Origin of the sequence: Winogradskyella ursingii, from assembly GCF_013403975.1 — a bacterium.
Lineage (GTDB): Bacteria > Bacteroidota > Bacteroidia > Flavobacteriales > Flavobacteriaceae > Winogradskyella > Winogradskyella ursingii.
This window is the reverse complement of sequence record NZ_JABFDH010000001.1, coordinates 392,666-409,464: the sequence shown is the minus strand read 5'-3', so window position 1 is coordinate 409,464 and position 16,799 is coordinate 392,666. Positions and strand designations below refer to the sequence as shown.

The window sequence follows — 16,799 nt, the reverse complement described above, 5'->3', positions numbered from 1 at the left end:
TATATTTTTCGTAATTTCACATTGATTAAAAACTATCAAAACCCATGGCTAAAAAGCTTGTTGAAAATACTCAAGAATTTGTATTTGAATTGTTTAAGGATAAACTATCAAATTCATACATCTATCATAATTACACCCACACAGAACGTGTATTAAGAAGCACAAGGGAAATTATTGAAAACTCAGATTTGAGCGATGACGAAATTCTTATATTAGAATTATCGGCTCTATTGCATGATGTGGGATATGTTAAAGGTTGGGAGGATCATGAAAAAGAAAGTGTTAAAATCGCCACTGAATTTTTGAAAGAGCAAGATGCTGACGAAAAAATCATAAAAGCAGTTTCAGATTGTATTATGGCTACAAAGTTTGATGCAGAGCCAAAAAATCAACTTGAAAAAATACTGAAAGATGCAGATGCTTCACATTTTGGAAAAGATTACTTTGAAGAAGCCAGTGAGTTTTTAAGAAAGGAATTAGAGCTTCAAGGCAGAGCCACCTTCACACCGACCGAATGGCGAAACGAAAACATTAGAGTACTAGCTAAAACTCATCAGTTCTATACGGATTACCCTTTAAAAGCTTGGCAATCCCAAAAAGAAAAAAATCTTGCCAAACTGATGAAAGCTAAGAAGAAGCAAAAAAAGAAATATAAAAAAGAAGAAATAAAGGCCAAATACAAAGCTCAATATAAAAACGAAAGCCCTGAGCGCGGTATCCAAACTTTTTATCGCGTGGCTTTAAGAAACCACATAAAACTGAGTGATATTGCAGATACAAAAGCCAACATCCTATTATCCGTAAACGCAATTATTATTTCATTGGTATTGGCAAATTTAATTTCTAAATTAGACACCAACGCCTATTTAATATATCCTACGGCCATATTCACATTGTTCTGTGTTATTTCCATGATTATGTCCATAATAGCAACACGACCAAATGTAACTTCGGGAGAATTTACCAAAGAAGACGTGGCCAATAAATCTGTGAACCTTACATTTTTTGGAAACTTTCATAAAATGAAATTGGAAGATTTTGAATGGGCTATTGAAGAATTACTTAAAGACAAAGATTATGTTTATAGTTCTCTTACAAAAGACCTTTATTTTTTGGGAGTAGTGCTTGAACGCAAATACAGAATTTTAAGAATTACTTATACCGTTTTTATGACTGGCATTATAGTTTCTGTCATATATTTTGCTGTAGCATTAAAAACAAATGATGCCGAGCTTGAAGATGTTTTAAAAGATGAGCTACCAGCGACCACATCTTCAGTTTTCGATGAATTTGAAGATGAAAATTTAGTTTTTAGGATGTAATGGTTTGCATTAAATCCTTATATGTATAGAATTTTTTATTGTCTTTATCCTTGTGGTACAGCACACCAATTCTCAAAGCTTTGAGACCAGTTACCCCTTGCAGGTCTTCCAGTACTAAAAACTCTATATTCTCATCGAGAATATGCTTAGATTGTAAAAATTTAATATATCTCAAATACTCTTCCTCGTCCTCCTTTTGTGAATACACAATGGTTAGTTTACCTTTATCCGTAATGCGCTCTTCCGTGCCTTTAATAAAGGCTTTATCCACACGTTTTTTTACGACCTCATATCTCGCATTGTAAGTACCATCTACATCAAAGCGTTTTTCGTCCATCCTAAACCTGATAGATAATGGCTGGTTAAAAACCAAGACCATTGAGGCTACATCTAAAGCAATTGGATATTCGTGTTGGTTTTGATAATAAGCATTTTCCATTTCACACATAACCTGCAATTGCCATAACCGCAGATTATAAAGATATATCGGATTAAAGTTATCCTCTTTGGTGATCGTCTCACCAATGTACATGTTATGTTCTACACCATCTGTTTTAAAACGTTCAAAAAAATGTGGATACATTTTTTGAGCTTCAGTCTGCTTTTCGTCTAACATAGAAGACATGTTCGTATTTATTAATTTTACCGTATCATCATAATGCTTTCTATAAAAATAGATGACGCCTAATTCCGTATCAATTTTATTGAAATAATCTTCAATATCTGCTAATGCAGAAGAATGGGATTTTGCAATAAGCTTTAAAATGGGTTTTACATCATTCTTCAAAAATTCAGTAATATCGTGCTCGCTGTCGACCTGAAAATTATTTTTTATATCCGAAGCATAAGCTGAAATCTGAAATTTTACCTGTTCATAAATTGGCATTTGCTGCAGATCCGTAATCGTATCCAAAATTTTTCCTGCCAGTGATAGTTGTAGCGCTAAGTCTTTTTTAGTGGCTGAATTTCGTGCTTCCGAAGAGCCTTTTACGTCAATTTGACCAAACAAAGGATATACATCTTCAAAAGCAATTTTTCTAAAAGTAGGTGGTTCGCCAATATCCATTTGAGTTTTGATATAGCGTTTAGCTTCCTCAACAAACTTCCAGTGCACACTTGGATGAATTGCCGTACACTCTTTTTGAATTATAGCTTCAATAAGATTTTCTTCTTCCGATTTAGAACGTTCTACAGCAGAAACTATAAATGGCATTACATCGACCAATTTATTAGCAATAACGCTATTTAAAACCTTTGATTTTTTAGAAACTATTTCTAAAATTCCCATTAACCCCTCTTCATTAGCAATAGGTGCAAAAATGGCACTTTTTATACCTTGGGAATGAAGAACTTTTATGTGTGGCACGCACTCTTTTCCGCTCTTATATATTGCATCAACATCGGAGACAGAAAAGTATTCCTTTTCCTTAAGCAACTTATTGTAAGACCACTCACAAAGTGCATCAGAGCAATTTGCAGTTTCTCGTTCATCTAGCAAAAAACTGTTTGTGCCAACACCATAGACCCTTTCAAATTTATCGTGTTCTTTATTGTAAATGGAAAAACCTACTTGAATATCTTTGAGACCAAATAGCGACCTAAATATCTCATGAAAACCTTCCATAAAACCTTCGTCTTTTCTTTTGTCGCTGCCAATTAAGCTGGATTTTATATTAGAAATGGACTGGTCGTCTGTGACGTCAAAAATGTTAGAAATCACAAAGCCTTTGAAATCGTAACTGTTTGGTGGAAATTTTTCTTTCCACAGATCGATATTCTCGAAATTATCAAGCAATTCATCCACGTCTTTATCTGTAATTTTTACAGCATTTTCGTTTGGTGTGATTTCAATAAAATCTGCATTATAAAGAATTTTATAATAACGCATGATGCCATTGGCATCAGGAATTTCATATAAAAAAGGACGTTTAAAATTAATTTGAAAATCGTAACACAAACTCAAAATTATAGTGCATGCCACAATGTAAATATCATCCGTAGGCATATTTTTTATTTTGAGTTCAAAATCTTCACCTGCGGTTTCGACAATAGTTTTAAAACGGTCAGACATGTTAAAAAGCACATCATGAAAAGGAACGGACGCGGCCTTTATTTCATTCTTTGTCAATAAAGGGTTAAATGCATCTTGAAGAATTCCCTGTATTTCTAAGTTATACTTATCGATAAGGCTCAGATCACTGAACCCTTTTCTTAGAGTTGGATGATTTTCGGCTATTTTTAAAACACGTCGTGCATTGGCAGCGATAAAATCATCATCGTTACTTATTAGCTCATCATATTGATTCAATAATTTATTGAAACTGATCTTAATATGAAAAGGTGATTCGAGATTGTCGTTTACATCCACAGCCAACACTTGTTTTATTCAAAGTTACGAATATTATAACAGTCGGTAAAGAGCAACAAATCTTACATGATGCCTGGTAAAGTATAAAGTAAAATTATCACTTCATTAAACTCATGGCAAAACCACCACCTTCGGTCAATTTTATACTTAATTTGCTCTCCTTGTTGATTTTCATTTTTTCAATTTTTAAATCTAATGGGTTTTTGTCCCAATGCGCAGTGTCACCATCCCTATAAATAATGGCTTCATAATTTTGGTTGTCATCCAAAAACTCGAACGTTAATTCAATGATCCTTGAATTTTCATCTGTTATTCCTCCCACAAACCAATTGTCTGTTTCGCGTTCTTTTCTTGCGATAGTAACATAATCGCCAACTTTTCCATTAAGCACTTTGGTTTCTTGCCAATCTACACCAACGTCTTTAATAAACTGTAGCGGCTCAGGATTTGCTTCATAATGCTCTACCAAATCTGCTGCCATCTGTATAGGCGAATAAATGACTACGTAAAGTGCTAACTGCTGTGCAATTGTAGTATTCACCTGATTCTCTTTTTTGTATTCATCGAACTTAATATTAAAAATACCAGGCGTATAATCTATTGGTCCAGAAAGCATGCGTGTAAACGCTACAATTGGTAAATGCTCTGGAGGATTGCCGCCATCGCTTGCCCAAGCATTGAATTCCTGACCTCTAAGGCCTTCGCGCGAAATAATATTTGGATATGTTCGTCTTAATCCCGTTGCCTTAATAGGCTCATGGGCGTTCACAGCAACTTCGTATTTAGCGGCTTTTATAGCTGCATTGTTGTAGTGGTTCACCATATATTGGCCATGATGGTATTCACCTTTAGGAAGAATTTTACCAACATAGCCAGACTTTACACTATGCATACCGTATTTCTGCATCAATGCATAGGCTGTATCCAGTTGCTTTTCGTAAGTTTCTGTTGCTGCGGACGTTTCGTGGTGCATGATGATTTCGACTCCTTTTTCTTTAGCATAACGCACAATCTCATTTATGTCATAATCTGGATATGGCGTTACAAAATCAAATACACCTTCACGGTCTTCAAATCCAATCCAATGTTCCCAACCAGTATTCCAACCTTCTACCAAAACACCTCCAATATTGTTTTTTGCTGAAAAGTCAATGAAATTTTTTACGTTTTCGGTTGTTGCTCCGTGAGTACCATTAGATTTCCCTGGGTCTGTCCAGGTATTCATATCTTGAGTCATACCATAATCCCAAGAGGATTTTCCCAAGTGCATTTCCCACCAAACGCCAGTATATTTCATTGGTGTAAACCAGGATACATCTCCAAGTTTGTTGGGTTCATTGAGATTAACAATAAGTTTCGATTCAATTAAATCTGGTGCATTGTCTGTAATTTGAATGGTGCGCCAAGGCGTGTGGAACGGCAGACTTCGCTTTACTTTGTATGCTGTATTTTCAGAGCCAACGAGATTGCTTTTCAGATTTAAACTTTCAGTATCAACTTTTAAGGTCATACCTGAATAATCCACCAACGCAGCTTCATGAAAACTTAAATGTGTACCGTCTTCTCCCACCATTGTAACTGGTGTATTTACAGCATTTTCTGGTATATAAGTCTGTGCTAAATTTTTGTGATTAGCATATTGCAAGGCATCGATTTCCGAGAGTTTTGTTGTATTATATAAATGCTCATAAATATCCCAATCGCCAGGAATCCAAAAGGTTTTATAATCTTCGGTAAGGTTGAACTCTGTATTTTCATTTTTAATTAGAAATTCCTTCCAGTTCTCTTGTTCTGGAAATTCATATCTGAATCCTATTCCATCATCGTAAACTTTGAATACGATACTTAGCCTTCGTTTGGCTTCTGTTGTTTCTTCTAACTCAACATTTAATTCGTTATAGTGATTTACAACTTCAATTTGTTCGCCCCAGGGCATTTGCCAGGTTTCATTGAATTCTGATGTAGAAGTATTTATTATTTTAAAGTTTTTTGAAAGTGATTCAGCTTCTATAAAGTCAAAACCTAAATACGATGTATCAATTATTGTTTTATTGTTGAATTTTACATTGTAAAATGGTTGACCTTCATCACTGAGATTGAAGTTGACTTTTATTGCTGCATTTGGCGAAGCAATTTCTAAAATTGCTTCGTTCTCTTTCTCACAAGAATTTAAAAATAAGAAAATGATGCAGATTGATAAAAATGATTTTTTCATAGATGTAATTTAAATTTCAATACCTACGAGATTTTAAAAACCTTATAGGATAATGTAAAATACTTTCAGATCTGCCAGGTTTTAAAAACCTGGCAGGTTTCCATAAATTTTACTGTCGTTCTAAAAGGACAATATTAAATTCTGAGTCAATAACTACTTTTCCACTTTCTACATTAACTGTTTTACCTGAGTATGCATCAAGAATATTGTCTCCATCCTCAAAAACTTTAGATACATCGATGGGCTTTTTGCCTTTTTCCAAATCAAGACCAATGACCACCAAATCTTTAAAATCACCTTTTTGATAACTGCGATAAAACGTATAAGGTTGCTCTGTAATCATCTGGTGGACTCCTGCTCCAATTGCAGGGTGATTTGCTCTAAATTTCCCTAGTTTTTGCCAATGTGTTAAGATCGCTTTAGTTTCAGGATTATCATTAATGGCTTCCCAATTCATGAATGAGCGTAAATTAGCATCTCCAACGGCTCCTTCCACTTTTAAAATCCGTGCACTTTCATCACCGTAATAGACTTGCGAAGTTCCTGGTGTTAACATTAAGATAGTTGCCGATTCCATTGGTTGTTCTCGCATTGGGTCAAATGGCTGTCCATCGTCATGCGAACTTAAGTAATTCATAATGCCATAACCTTTTAGATTGGTTTGCAACGTATCAGAATATCTACTGAACACTTCATTTTTAGATTGTTGCGCTGCATTATACTTTAGCTCAAAATTAATCAGACTATTGAAAGCATCGTCAAAATAGTTAACTTTTCTATCGCCAAAATCGAATGCTTTTCCTGCTGAAATTCCGTAATTATAAACTTCACCAACAAGGTAAAACTCATTATTATCCAAAACTTGTACTGGATTGTTCCTTTTGTACTCTGAAAACGCATAATCGCACTGATCTTTAAACTCCTGCCAAACAAATTCTTCCGTATGTTTTACGGTGTCTACTCGGTAACCGTCCACACCAAATTCCGTAATATAATCCGTGAGCCATTTCATAATGTAGAAGCGTGGTGCACGTGGATGACCTGTACGTTCAAAGTATGCATCGAGTTCTTTTAATTCTTGTTCGTATCTGCCTTCGGCTTTCCATTTTTCGACTAATTGTGGTGGCAGCTCTACATTCTCGTTGCTCTCGGTTTTAATGTCTGGAAGATTTTTTACGAGTGTACAGGTTACCGTATTTTCATAATTATTGTACTGGCATTGTGGCGAAGTACGCACCCAACTTTCTGGCCAAACTGGGTCTTTTTCGGTGACTGGACCTGTGTGATTGATGACTGCATCTAACACAATCCGTATTCCTTTTTCGTGAGCAGCTTCGACAAGTTCGTGCAACTCTTGTTTGGTACCAAAATTAGGATCAATCTTTGTCCAATCCTTTGCCCAATAGCCGTGAAAACCGTAAGTAACTCCAGTTCCTTCATCAGTTCCTCCGTGAATTTGCTCCACGATTGGTGTCATCCAAATGGCATTAATGCCCAAATCCGTAAAATAGCCTTCTTTTACTTTTTGTGTGATGCCTTTGATGTCACCTCCTTCAAAACCACGCAATTTTCCTGTTTCTTTAGTTCTGTTGAAATTGACGTCATTGGATGGGTCTCCATTATTAAAACGGTCCGTCAATAAAAAATAGAGGTTGGCAGCTTCCCAAAAGAATGGCGTTTCTTTTTGCGGCTCTGTTTTATTCTCTGTATTATATTTACAGCCGAAGCAAGCTAAAATTATAATTAATGTGATTAGTTTTTTCATTATTTTTTGACCAGACCTGCAAGGTTTGAAAAACCTGCTAGGTCTTGGATTTATTTGATTAATATTTTAAATTCCCAAGGTTGAAGTTCAACCGCATCACCACTAAATTCCACAGTTTCACCATTCATATAATTTTTGAATGTTCCCTTTTGCATTGTGATTTTTTTAGGTTGGTCCGAAACATTGCCCACAAACAAAATGGTCTCTCCGTCTTTTGAGCGTTCAAATTTTAAGATGTTCTTTTCTGATTCCAATCGTTTATATGAAGCTGGATTTTTTCCACCGTTTAAAGCTGGATTGTTATTTTTAAGAGTTCCTAGTTTTTCAAGCATTTTCCAAGTTTCACCTTTATTGTGTGGAAAAGAATCCTTTTCAAAAAACAGTAATCTATGGTCTAAATCGTATTCCTGACCTGAGTATATTAACGGCATGCCTTTCATCATAAAACTCAAAGCCGTCATTAATTCTGAAGCGTCTCCCATTCGCTCTTTTATGGTACCATTCCATGAATTTTCGTCGTGGTTGGTTACGAAATTCATAAGGATATCGTCTTCGTCATAATCTTCTGAAATCTTCTCGATATATGCATCAAAATCTTCAACGGTTTTTTCACCTTTTGCCATAGCATTTAAAAGATGGTGTCCATCCCATGCGTATGCCATATCAAATAAATTGCCGTCTAACAACTCTGGCTCCCAAGCTTCAGCCAACATAAATATGTCTTTTTTATCTCTTAACTGCGGAATGGCCTGCTCCCAAAAGTCATGCGGAACTGAACCTGCAACATCACATCTAAAACCATCTACGCCTTCTTCGGTAAGCCAATAGGTCATATCTTCTATCATTTCCGTTCTCATGTCCTGGTTGTCGTAATTTAAATCTGCAACGTCCGTCCAATCCGTATCTTTTGGATGTATCACTTCTCCGTTTTCATTTTGTGTGTAATATTCCGGATTGCTTTTTAACCATTCGTGGTCCCAGCCTGTATGGTTAGGCACCCAATCCAATATGACATAAATTCCATTATCGTGAGCTGTTTTCACCAATTCCCTAAAATCTTCTTTTGTTCCGAATTCTGGATTGATTTTGGTAAAATCCGTAACTGCGTAGTAACTACCTAAATATTTAGATTGCTCCTCTTCTGGAAATTCGGATGCAAATTTGCTATCCGTTCCACCTGTTGCTTTTCGTTTAGTTTCCGATATTGGAAATACTGGCATCAGCCAAATCACTTTTACTCCTAAATCCCTTAATTGTGGAATGTCCTTGGTAAATTCTTCAAACGTACCTTCCGGTGAGTATTGACGAATGTTCGCTTCGTAAATCACAGCGGTTTCCATGTCTTCATTTGAGATAGGCTGAAATTCATTTTGGGTTTCAATATTGGTTTCGGTCGCTACATTATTTTCATTTTTACAGGCTACCAAAAATGCCAAAGCAAAAATGAATACGATTGATTTTTTCATGGTTGTTATTTTTTAAATTTTATTTTTATTTCTGAATTTCTACCAAATCTAAATTCTAAGAGCTTTTTATTTCCGTTATAGTTGAAATCCACTTTTTTGCCATTGACTTTTACATATTTTGGCACTCTCGCATGGTGAATAATCATCCTAAAATCGGACTTTTCGACATCCTCCAAACTATGAGTTGCAGCACTTTTGATATTAAGATTCCTGTCCTTAAATTGGCTTTTGAATTGATAATACTCGTATTGTGATTTGTTGAAAGCCTGCAACAATGTCCCTTTATCATTATAAACAAACCCTTCGCTGGTAGTTAAGTGATCGTCAAAATAATGGTGAATTTCAATAGTGTTAAAGTCATATTTTGAAGTTGATTGCACTAATTGGGCCATCGGGATAAATGCACCACCTCGAATGTAAGTCGGAATATTTTCCTCGTTTAACTGGACGGTTTTTGTTTGTCCACCTTCAACCTTTTTATCCGTATAAAAATTGAACCAGTTTGAACCTTTTGGAAAGTACATCTCTTGTTCTTTTTTACCAGCTTCCAAAACTGGTGAAACCAAAATGTCATTTCCCCATAAATAAGTTTTTGAATAGTTGTATAACTGCGAATTGTCCGCTTCTTCGAAAAAAAGAGGCCGCATTAACGGTTTGCCTGTTTGGTTATTCTCATACACCATATTGTAATTGTATGGCAATAATTTGTAACGCAGCTCAATCGCTTTTTTAGCCAATGCTTTTGCTTTTTCACTTCTAAAAATAGGTTCGCTTGGTACGTCTTCCTGAGCGTGAGGTCTAAAAATTGGGTTGAAAACACCGTACTGCAACCAACGTGAGTAAAGCTCATCGTCAAGATTTGCACCTGCAAAACCACCTAAGTCTGAGTGCATATATGCCAAACCTTGCATGCCCATTTGTAAAGCAATTTCTGGTTGGGATTGCAATCCTCCCCAAGTTCGGTTAACGTCGCCAGACCATGGCACCATCCCAAAACGTTGCGAACCGGAATAACCTGCTCGCATCAAAATAAATGGTCTTTGATTTGGGTTCACCTCCAAACTGGCTTCGTAAACCAGTTTTGCCCAATCGTGGCCGTAAATATTATGAATCTCATCTGCTGTACCGTTTGAAAAGTTGACCCAAGATGGCAACACTTCCGGCTCTCCCAAATCGCCCCAAAAGCCATTTACTCCCATTTCAGCCAAGTCTTTATAGATATTTTTGAACCATTGATTTCCCTTTTCAGAATAGATATCAATGATGCCTGTATTACCGAAATAGAAATCGTACTTAGCTGGGTTTCTAATGGAATCTTTTGCCAAAATATCTTTTTCAACGGCTTCATCCCAACGGTCTGAAGTTGTCAACATAAATGGTTCTGTAATGAGAATGGTTTCGACATTTTTGGACTGTAAATCCTTAATCATCTTTTTAGGATTTGGAAACGAATCTCTATCAAAAGCCAGATTACCCATTGTGCCTTGTATATCTTTTCCGAACCAATATAAATCAAGAATAATCGCGTCTACCGGAATGTTTTCTTCTCTAAATTTTTCAATGGTTTCAACCGTTTCTTTTTGCGAATGGTAACCAAAACGGCTTGAAAAATTTCCTAATGCCCAACGTGGTAGCATAGGTTGCTTTCCTGTTAATGCAGTATAATTGTCAACTAAGTCGTACCACGAATCTCCAACAATAATTTGATAAGTTTTACGGCCAGAAATAGTTTCGTATTTCAACGTATTATCTCCTTTGCTGTCTAAATCTAAAAAACCGATTGGTGCGTTGTCAAAATGAATCATGTATTGTTTTGATGACATTACAATTGGCATGGTGTAATTCATTAGTTCACTTCGGGTTTCGTAACCGTAATGCGCTCTGTTGTAAAGTTGCAGACGGTTGCCTCTGCGGTTCATTCCCAAAGCCCTTGCTCCACCTCCGTACAGAACTTCATCTTTTGTGAGGTTGAATTCTATGGTTTCCAGACTATCGTTCTTTGCGTAGCCTGCTTTTTCAGAAATGATTTTTTCGTCTTTGTAGTTGTATGAAATTTGGAATGGCTGTGTTGTAATTGTTACTGAAAGGCCCTCACTTCCGTATGTGATGTTGTTACCCTCATAGCTATAATTGGTGTTGACTTTACTTGGTTTTAGAACAACTGCGTGAGAGCCTTTAATAAGTTGTTCATCTTTTGGGATAAAAGTTGTTTCGATTATATCTTCAGAATAATACTGAAACATATATTTCCCATCATTTGTGTTAACTGAAAAAATCCCATTCTCATCATTATGCGACTCGTATAATCGATTGGGATTTTGGGCATTTGTGGAAATGCTTAGTAATAGAACTGATATGATGGTTATGAAATATTTCATTCGTAAATTTTAAAAAGACCTCACAATTCAGATATTTATGAAAAGCAAGGTCTTAGCGCTATTAATCTAGTCTTTACCGAGCAAAAACAATAACGGTTGGTCTAAACGTTTTTGCCACGATTTTTCTGAATGGTCTGTGCCTTCAAAAAATATATTTTTAGAATCTTGATTTGTGTAACCCTTGGCTTCTAAGATTTCATCTACTCTGGAAGCATATTGTGGATAGTGCTCATCAAGAGTTTTGTTGCCATAATCGAAATACAATTTGTGACTTCCAGCTTCTGGTAAATTTGCTTTCATGTAATCGAAAATGGCGTTTGGTATTGGGTTGTCTTTTTTTGGTGCCGCTCCTGGCCAATGCGTGGATAAACATGCCGCACCACCAAAAGTTTCCGGGTATTCCGAAACTGCATACATGGACATTAATCCTCCCATGCTTGAACCTGCTACGAAAGTATTTGCTGCATCATTGTGCACTGAATATTGTTTATCAATTATTGGTTTCAATTCTTGTACTAAAAATCTTAAATAGTTATTACCATTAAATTCTGTATCGAAATTTGCATTAACAGCTTCTTCCAAAAGACTTTCTTGAATTGATTTCTCTAAAAGTTCAAAAGCTTTTTGAGGAAATAAATCCTGCCAACGTATAGCTGCAATATTATGAATGGCGACAACAATAAAATTTCTTGTTTTATCTTGCTTCATTAGTTTTGAAGCCCATTCATCCACTTTCCATTCTTGTTTGTTCCAAGTTGCAGTGCTATCAAACAACATTTGCCCATCGTGCATATATAATACACTATACTTTTTCTCTTTGGAATAGTCTTCTGGCAACCAAACATCTACAGGTCTTGGTTTTATATATTTTGAAGGAAAACTGTCTACGCGATATAAAGTTCCGCTTGCCAATACAGCATTTTCAACTAGTTTGAATTCAATATTCTTTTCTATTTGAAATGAAAAAAAGCTCAAAATTGAAATGGCAAGTATTGTAAAAAAAAGGTGCTTTTTAATCATCGGTTTTTGTTGTTAGAATTGTACTTCCTGCCTCATCAAAAATTAAATTTTCGTCCCAAGTAAAGGTTTTGCCGGTGATTATATTTTTTACTGTTTTTCCGTTGAGTCCTAATTCTTCAAAACGTTCAAGGTTCAATTCGTATGGCTCTTCATTCTTGTTTATAATATGAACAACCGTTTCATTTTCATTTTGTCGTGCTAACAAATAAACACCATTTTCAGGACCAAAATGAATGGTTTTACCTGAATGTATCGCTTTACTGTCTTTTCTATAATTCAGCAATTTTTTCAAAAACGGCTGCATTTCTTTTTGATCTTCTGTTAAGCCTTCGCCTGTAAAAGCATTAACGGCATCTCCTTCCCATCCGCCAGGAAAATCTGTTCGGATTAGACCATGGTCACCTGGTTTTTCAAAATCGTCCATTAAGATTTCGGTGCCATAATAGATTTGTGGAATTCTAGGTAGTACCAATAAATAACTCAGTGCCATTTTAGTGTTGGTCAAATTCCCATCTAGTTGCGTAAAGATTCGGCTCATATCATGATTGTCCGGAAACACCATTAAATCCTGTGGATTGGCATAGACAAAATCGTTTGCCAAACCTTCGTAAATCTTAATTAAGCCTTTGTCCCATGAATCTTTTTCCTTTAGTCCCTCAATGATTAATCCTTGCATTGGAAAATCCATGGTTGAGCGTAAATTGGACTCGTACCCATCACTATTTTTATGGCCCTTTTGCCAATAGGCAACGAGCGCAGGATTGTAACTCCACTCTTCGCCAACAATATTGAAATTTGGATATTCTTCCATAATAGCACCTGTCCAATCGTTCATAAAATCCTTATCAGGATATGGATACGTGTCTTGACGAATGCCTCCTAATTGCAATGTTTCAATCCACCAAATACTGTTTTGAATTATGTAATTTGCCATATATGGATTACGCTGATTTAAATCAGGCATGCTATCTACAAACCATCCGTCCGATAGATTCTTTTTATCTTCTGCAGAAGCGTATAAATCTTGATTAACCGTTCTTTTATGGTTGGATGTTTTAACGGTTTCCCAGTTCCAATCAGTTTTATTGTTTTCGTAGTGTTCTTGGAAATTTACCCAATCCTTAAACGGTAAATCTTTCATCCACCAATGCTCTAAACCAGAATGGTTGGCTACTTGATCCATAATGAGCTTCATGTCTCTATTCTGCATTTCTTGGGCGAGTTTTTTATACTCTTCCAGTGTCCCGAATCTTGGATCTACCTTATAAAAATCGGTCATTGCATAGCCATGGTAAGAACCGGTAGCCATATCATTTATTAATAAAGGTCCTGGCCAAATGGCTGTAAAACCCATATTATCTATATAATCCAAATTATTTGTGATACCTGCGATATCGCCTCCGTGTCTCGCATAGTCTTCACTTCGGTTTATAGTCTTTTCATTCAAATTATCGAATGCATCGTTTGATAGGTCTCCGTTGGCGAAACGGTCTGGTGTAATGAGATAAATAGCGTCCGAACTATTAAAACCAACGTACTCATCCGACGGTTTTTTTCTTTCTTTTAATTCATATGTTTGAAATAATTCTGAACCATCTTCAAGTTTGAATTTTATATTGAATTTTCCAGCTTCAGCTTCATCAGAAATACTTAAATCCAAAAACAAATAGTTGGGACTGTCTGCTTTATGAACTTTCTCTAACGCTACTCCTGAATATGAAATTTCTGGTGTTGCGCTACCTATATTTGGGTGTTTTACTAAAAGCTGAAGTTTCTCGTTTTTAAAACCCGTCCACCAATGTGGTGGCTCAATTTTGTCTATATCCGATTTTACCTTAACAACTTCCTGTGGTCCTGTTTTTTGTTTTTCTTCTTTATTTGAATTACAGGACATCATAAAAGCAATAATTGTTGCGCTAATTAAAAATCGGAATAGTCTCATAATAAATATATTAAACGGTTACCATATTATTTGGCGAGATGGTTATTAAATTTCCATTTACTTCAATTTCTAAATCTTGATTGCCATCGAGCTCAAAATGCGTATGATCTTGACAAACATTGACCCTCAAAATCTGATTTCTAAAATTCACTTTGAATGAAAAACCCTCCCACTGGTCTGGGATTTTTGGCTCAAATGTGAGCATATCATTTTTAATGCGCATGCCGCCAAAACCTTCAACAATACTCATCCATGTGCCTGCCATTGAGGTAATATGCAAGCCTTCGTGCACTTCATGATTATAGTCGTCCAAATCCAATCGTGACGTTCTTAAATAGAATGTGTAGGCTTGATCCATTCTGTCTAATTTTGCTGCTTGGATACTATGTACACAAGGAGAAAGTGAACTCTCATGGACGGTGAATGGTTCGTAAAAGTCAAAATGTTTTTCTAATTCTTTATCTGTAAAATGATCTTCAAAAAAGTAAAATCCTTGAAGTGTGTCGGCTTGTTTAATGTAGGGCGAACGCAGGATTCTATCCCAACTCCACTTTTGATTAATTGGTCGTTGCGATTTTGGTAAATCCGCAACCGTAATCAATTCTTTATCTAAAAAACCATCTTGTTGAAGGTACACCTGGTGTTCTTCAGAATACGGGAAATACATGTTATCCGCTACTTTTTTCCAAAGTGCAATTTCCTCATGCGAGATTTTTGTTTTGCCTTTGATTCTGGCAAATTCTTCTTCATATCCATCTTTTACCTTATATATACACTCAACAGCATAATCGATGCACCACTTGGCAATGTAGTTGGTGTACCAGTTATTGTTTACATTATTTTCATATTCGTTTGGTCCTGTGACCCCAAGAATAACATATTTGTTTTTTTGGGTTGAAAGATTGGCACGCTGATGCCAAAAACGGGCGATACCAATTAATACTTCAAGTCCCATTTCTGGAATGTAACTAAAGTCGCCTGTGTAACGGTAATAATTATATATAGCAAAGGCAATGGCTCCGTTTCTATGGATTTCCTCAAAGGTAATTTCCCATTCGTTGTGGCTTTCCTCACCATTCATCGTGACCATTGGGTACAAAGCCGCTCCATTTTTAAAGCCTAATTTCTCGGCATTTTCTATGGCTTTTTCGAGGTGTCTATATCTGTAAGTTAACAAGTTTCTTGCAACACTTTGGTCTTTAGTTGCCATATAAAATGGGATGCAATAGGCCTCTGTATCCCAATAGGTGCTCCCACCGTATTTCTCGCCCGTGAAACCTTTTGGCCCAATGTTTAATCTTGGGTCGGTGCCCAGATAGGTTTGATTTAGATGAAAAATATTGAAACGGATACCTTGTTGGGCTTTTACATCGCCTTCAATTGTGATGTCTGCCATATCCCAAATTTTTGCCCATTCGTTTTTTTGGTCTTCGAGCAAAGCATCAAATCCTTTATCAGTCGCTTTTTTCAAAACGGATTTTGCCGCTGAAACTAATTCGCTTCTATTATGATTCCTATCAACCGTGTAACCACCGAATTTATGGATGGTGTAGGTTTCGTTTTCCTTAACATTATAGTTATAGCTAAAAGATGCATTTGTGGCATCTGCTTTAATATTGGGTTCAATAATTACGGATTTACCATCGATAAACACTTGTGATTCCATGAAGGTACAAGTGTAAAAATTAGTTTTCATGGTTTTTGCCTGAATGAACGCCTGATTGTTTTCATGGCTTACCTTGGTGGTATCCCAAAACTTATCGTCCCAATTGGTATCCTCGTTGGTGATACTACTATCCAAATATGGTTCAAAAGTTATGGACGCACTAGCGTTTATTGGTTTTATGGAATATTCAATGGCTCCCAATTCGTCTATTTTTAAGCTTAAAAAACGAACTACCTTAACCTCTATATCGATATTATTTTGAAGTTTGGCTACAAAACTTCGGCAGAGCCAGCCTTCTTTCATATTGAGTTCTCTTTTAAATTTTTTAACCGATTTGCAAGCGTTTAAGTCTAAAGCCTCATCGTTTACAAATACATTAATGCCTATCCAATTGGGTGCATTTAATACTTTAGCGAAATATTCTGGATAGCCGTTTTTCCACCAGCCGACTCGTGTTTTATCTGGATAATAAACACCTGCTATATAGCTGCCCTGAAATGTTGGGCCGGAATATTTTTCCTCAAAATTGGCTCGTTGGCCCATGGCACCATTACCGATGCTGAAAATACTTTCAGACGCTTTTACTTTTTTTGGATCGAATCCTTCTTCTATGATTGACCAATTATTTGGTTTGATGTAATCTAGATTCATTGATTT

9 protein-coding genes are annotated in these 16,799 nt (G+C 36.1%); 1 reads left to right on the top strand and 8 read right to left on the bottom strand.

Features of this window, described 5'->3' with window-relative positions; genetic code table 11:
* The first annotated feature begins 44 nt into the window (after window positions 1–44).
* A complete protein-coding gene (locus tag HM983_RS01880) occupies window positions 45–1,322 on the top strand; it encodes a Pycsar system effector family protein (RefSeq protein WP_179343568.1) in 1,278 nt (425 codons plus the stop codon).
* Here HM983_RS01880 and HM983_RS01875 read toward each other — a convergent pair.
* The 8 genes from HM983_RS01875 to HM983_RS01840 form a co-directional block, all read right to left on the bottom strand.
* The gene (locus tag HM983_RS01875; RefSeq protein ID WP_179343566.1) at window positions 1,312–3,690 is read right to left on the bottom strand and encodes a GAF domain-containing protein; all 2,379 of its coding nucleotides are present in this window, start codon (window positions 3,688–3,690) and stop codon (window positions 1,312–1,314) included. The two genes, HM983_RS01880 and HM983_RS01875, sit on opposite strands and share 11 nt — an antisense overlap.
* 97 nt (window positions 3,691–3,787) lie before the next feature.
* Window positions 3,788–5,905, bottom strand: a complete 2,118-nt coding sequence (locus HM983_RS01870; protein ID WP_179343564.1) for a glycoside hydrolase family 97 protein — start codon at window positions 5,903–5,905, stop codon at window positions 3,788–3,790.
* 109 nt (window positions 5,906–6,014) lie between these two features.
* On the bottom strand, window positions 6,015–7,670 hold the full coding sequence (locus HM983_RS01865) for an alpha-amylase family glycosyl hydrolase (protein ID WP_179343562.1): 1,656 nt from the start codon (window positions 7,668–7,670) through the stop codon (window positions 6,015–6,017).
* Between the two features lie 50 nt (window positions 7,671–7,720).
* On the bottom strand, window positions 7,721–9,136 hold the full coding sequence (locus HM983_RS01860) for an alpha-amylase family glycosyl hydrolase (RefSeq protein ID WP_179343560.1): 1,416 nt from the start codon (window positions 9,134–9,136) through the stop codon (window positions 7,721–7,723).
* Between the two features lie 5 nt (window positions 9,137–9,141).
* Window positions 9,142–11,514: a TIM-barrel domain-containing protein gene (locus HM983_RS01855; protein ID WP_179343558.1), complete on the bottom strand. Its 2,373-nt coding sequence runs from the start codon at window positions 11,512–11,514 to the stop codon at window positions 9,142–9,144.
* Window positions 11,515–11,580: 66 nt separating this feature from the next.
* Window positions 11,581–12,534 (bottom strand): alpha/beta hydrolase, encoded by a 954-nt coding sequence (locus HM983_RS01850; RefSeq protein ID WP_179343556.1) that lies wholly within the window; start codon window positions 12,532–12,534, stop codon window positions 11,581–11,583.
* Complete coding sequence (locus HM983_RS01845; RefSeq protein WP_179343554.1) at window positions 12,527–14,476, bottom strand: glycoside hydrolase family 13 protein; 1,950 nt, start codon at window positions 14,474–14,476, stop codon at window positions 12,527–12,529. Before HM983_RS01845 ends, HM983_RS01850 begins: the two co-directional genes overlap by 8 nt.
* A 10-nt stretch (window positions 14,477–14,486) precedes the next feature.
* On the bottom strand, window positions 14,487–16,793 hold the full coding sequence (locus HM983_RS01840) for a glycoside hydrolase family 65 protein (RefSeq protein ID WP_179343552.1): 2,307 nt from the start codon (window positions 16,791–16,793) through the stop codon (window positions 14,487–14,489).
* Window positions 16,794–16,799: the final 6 nt, after the last annotated feature.

What these genes read in the sequence shown, in the direction of transcription:
- HM983_RS01880 (WP_179343568.1), top strand. Translation starts at nt 45, where the DNA reads ATGGCTAAAAAGCTTGTTGAAAATACTCAAGAATTTGTATTTGAATTG.
- HM983_RS01870 (WP_179343564.1), bottom strand. Translation starts at nt 5,905, where the DNA reads ATGAAAAAATCATTTTTATCAATCTGCATCATTTTCTTATTTTTAAAT.
- HM983_RS01865 (WP_179343562.1), bottom strand. Translation starts at nt 7,670, where the DNA reads ATGAAAAAACTAATCACATTAATTATAATTTTAGCTTGCTTCGGCTGT.
- HM983_RS01860 (WP_179343560.1), bottom strand. Translation starts at nt 9,136, where the DNA reads ATGAAAAAATCAATCGTATTCATTTTTGCTTTGGCATTTTTGGTAGCC.
- HM983_RS01855 (WP_179343558.1), bottom strand. Translation starts at nt 11,514, where the DNA reads ATGAAATATTTCATAACCATCATATCAGTTCTATTACTAAGCATTTCC.
- HM983_RS01850 (WP_179343556.1), bottom strand. Translation starts at nt 12,534, where the DNA reads ATGATTAAAAAGCACCTTTTTTTTACAATACTTGCCATTTCAATTTTG.
- HM983_RS01845 (WP_179343554.1), bottom strand. Translation starts at nt 14,476, where the DNA reads ATGAGACTATTCCGATTTTTAATTAGCGCAACAATTATTGCTTTTATG.
- HM983_RS01840 (WP_179343552.1), bottom strand. Translation starts at nt 16,793, where the DNA reads ATGAATCTAGATTACATCAAACCAAATAATTGGTCAATCATAGAAGAA.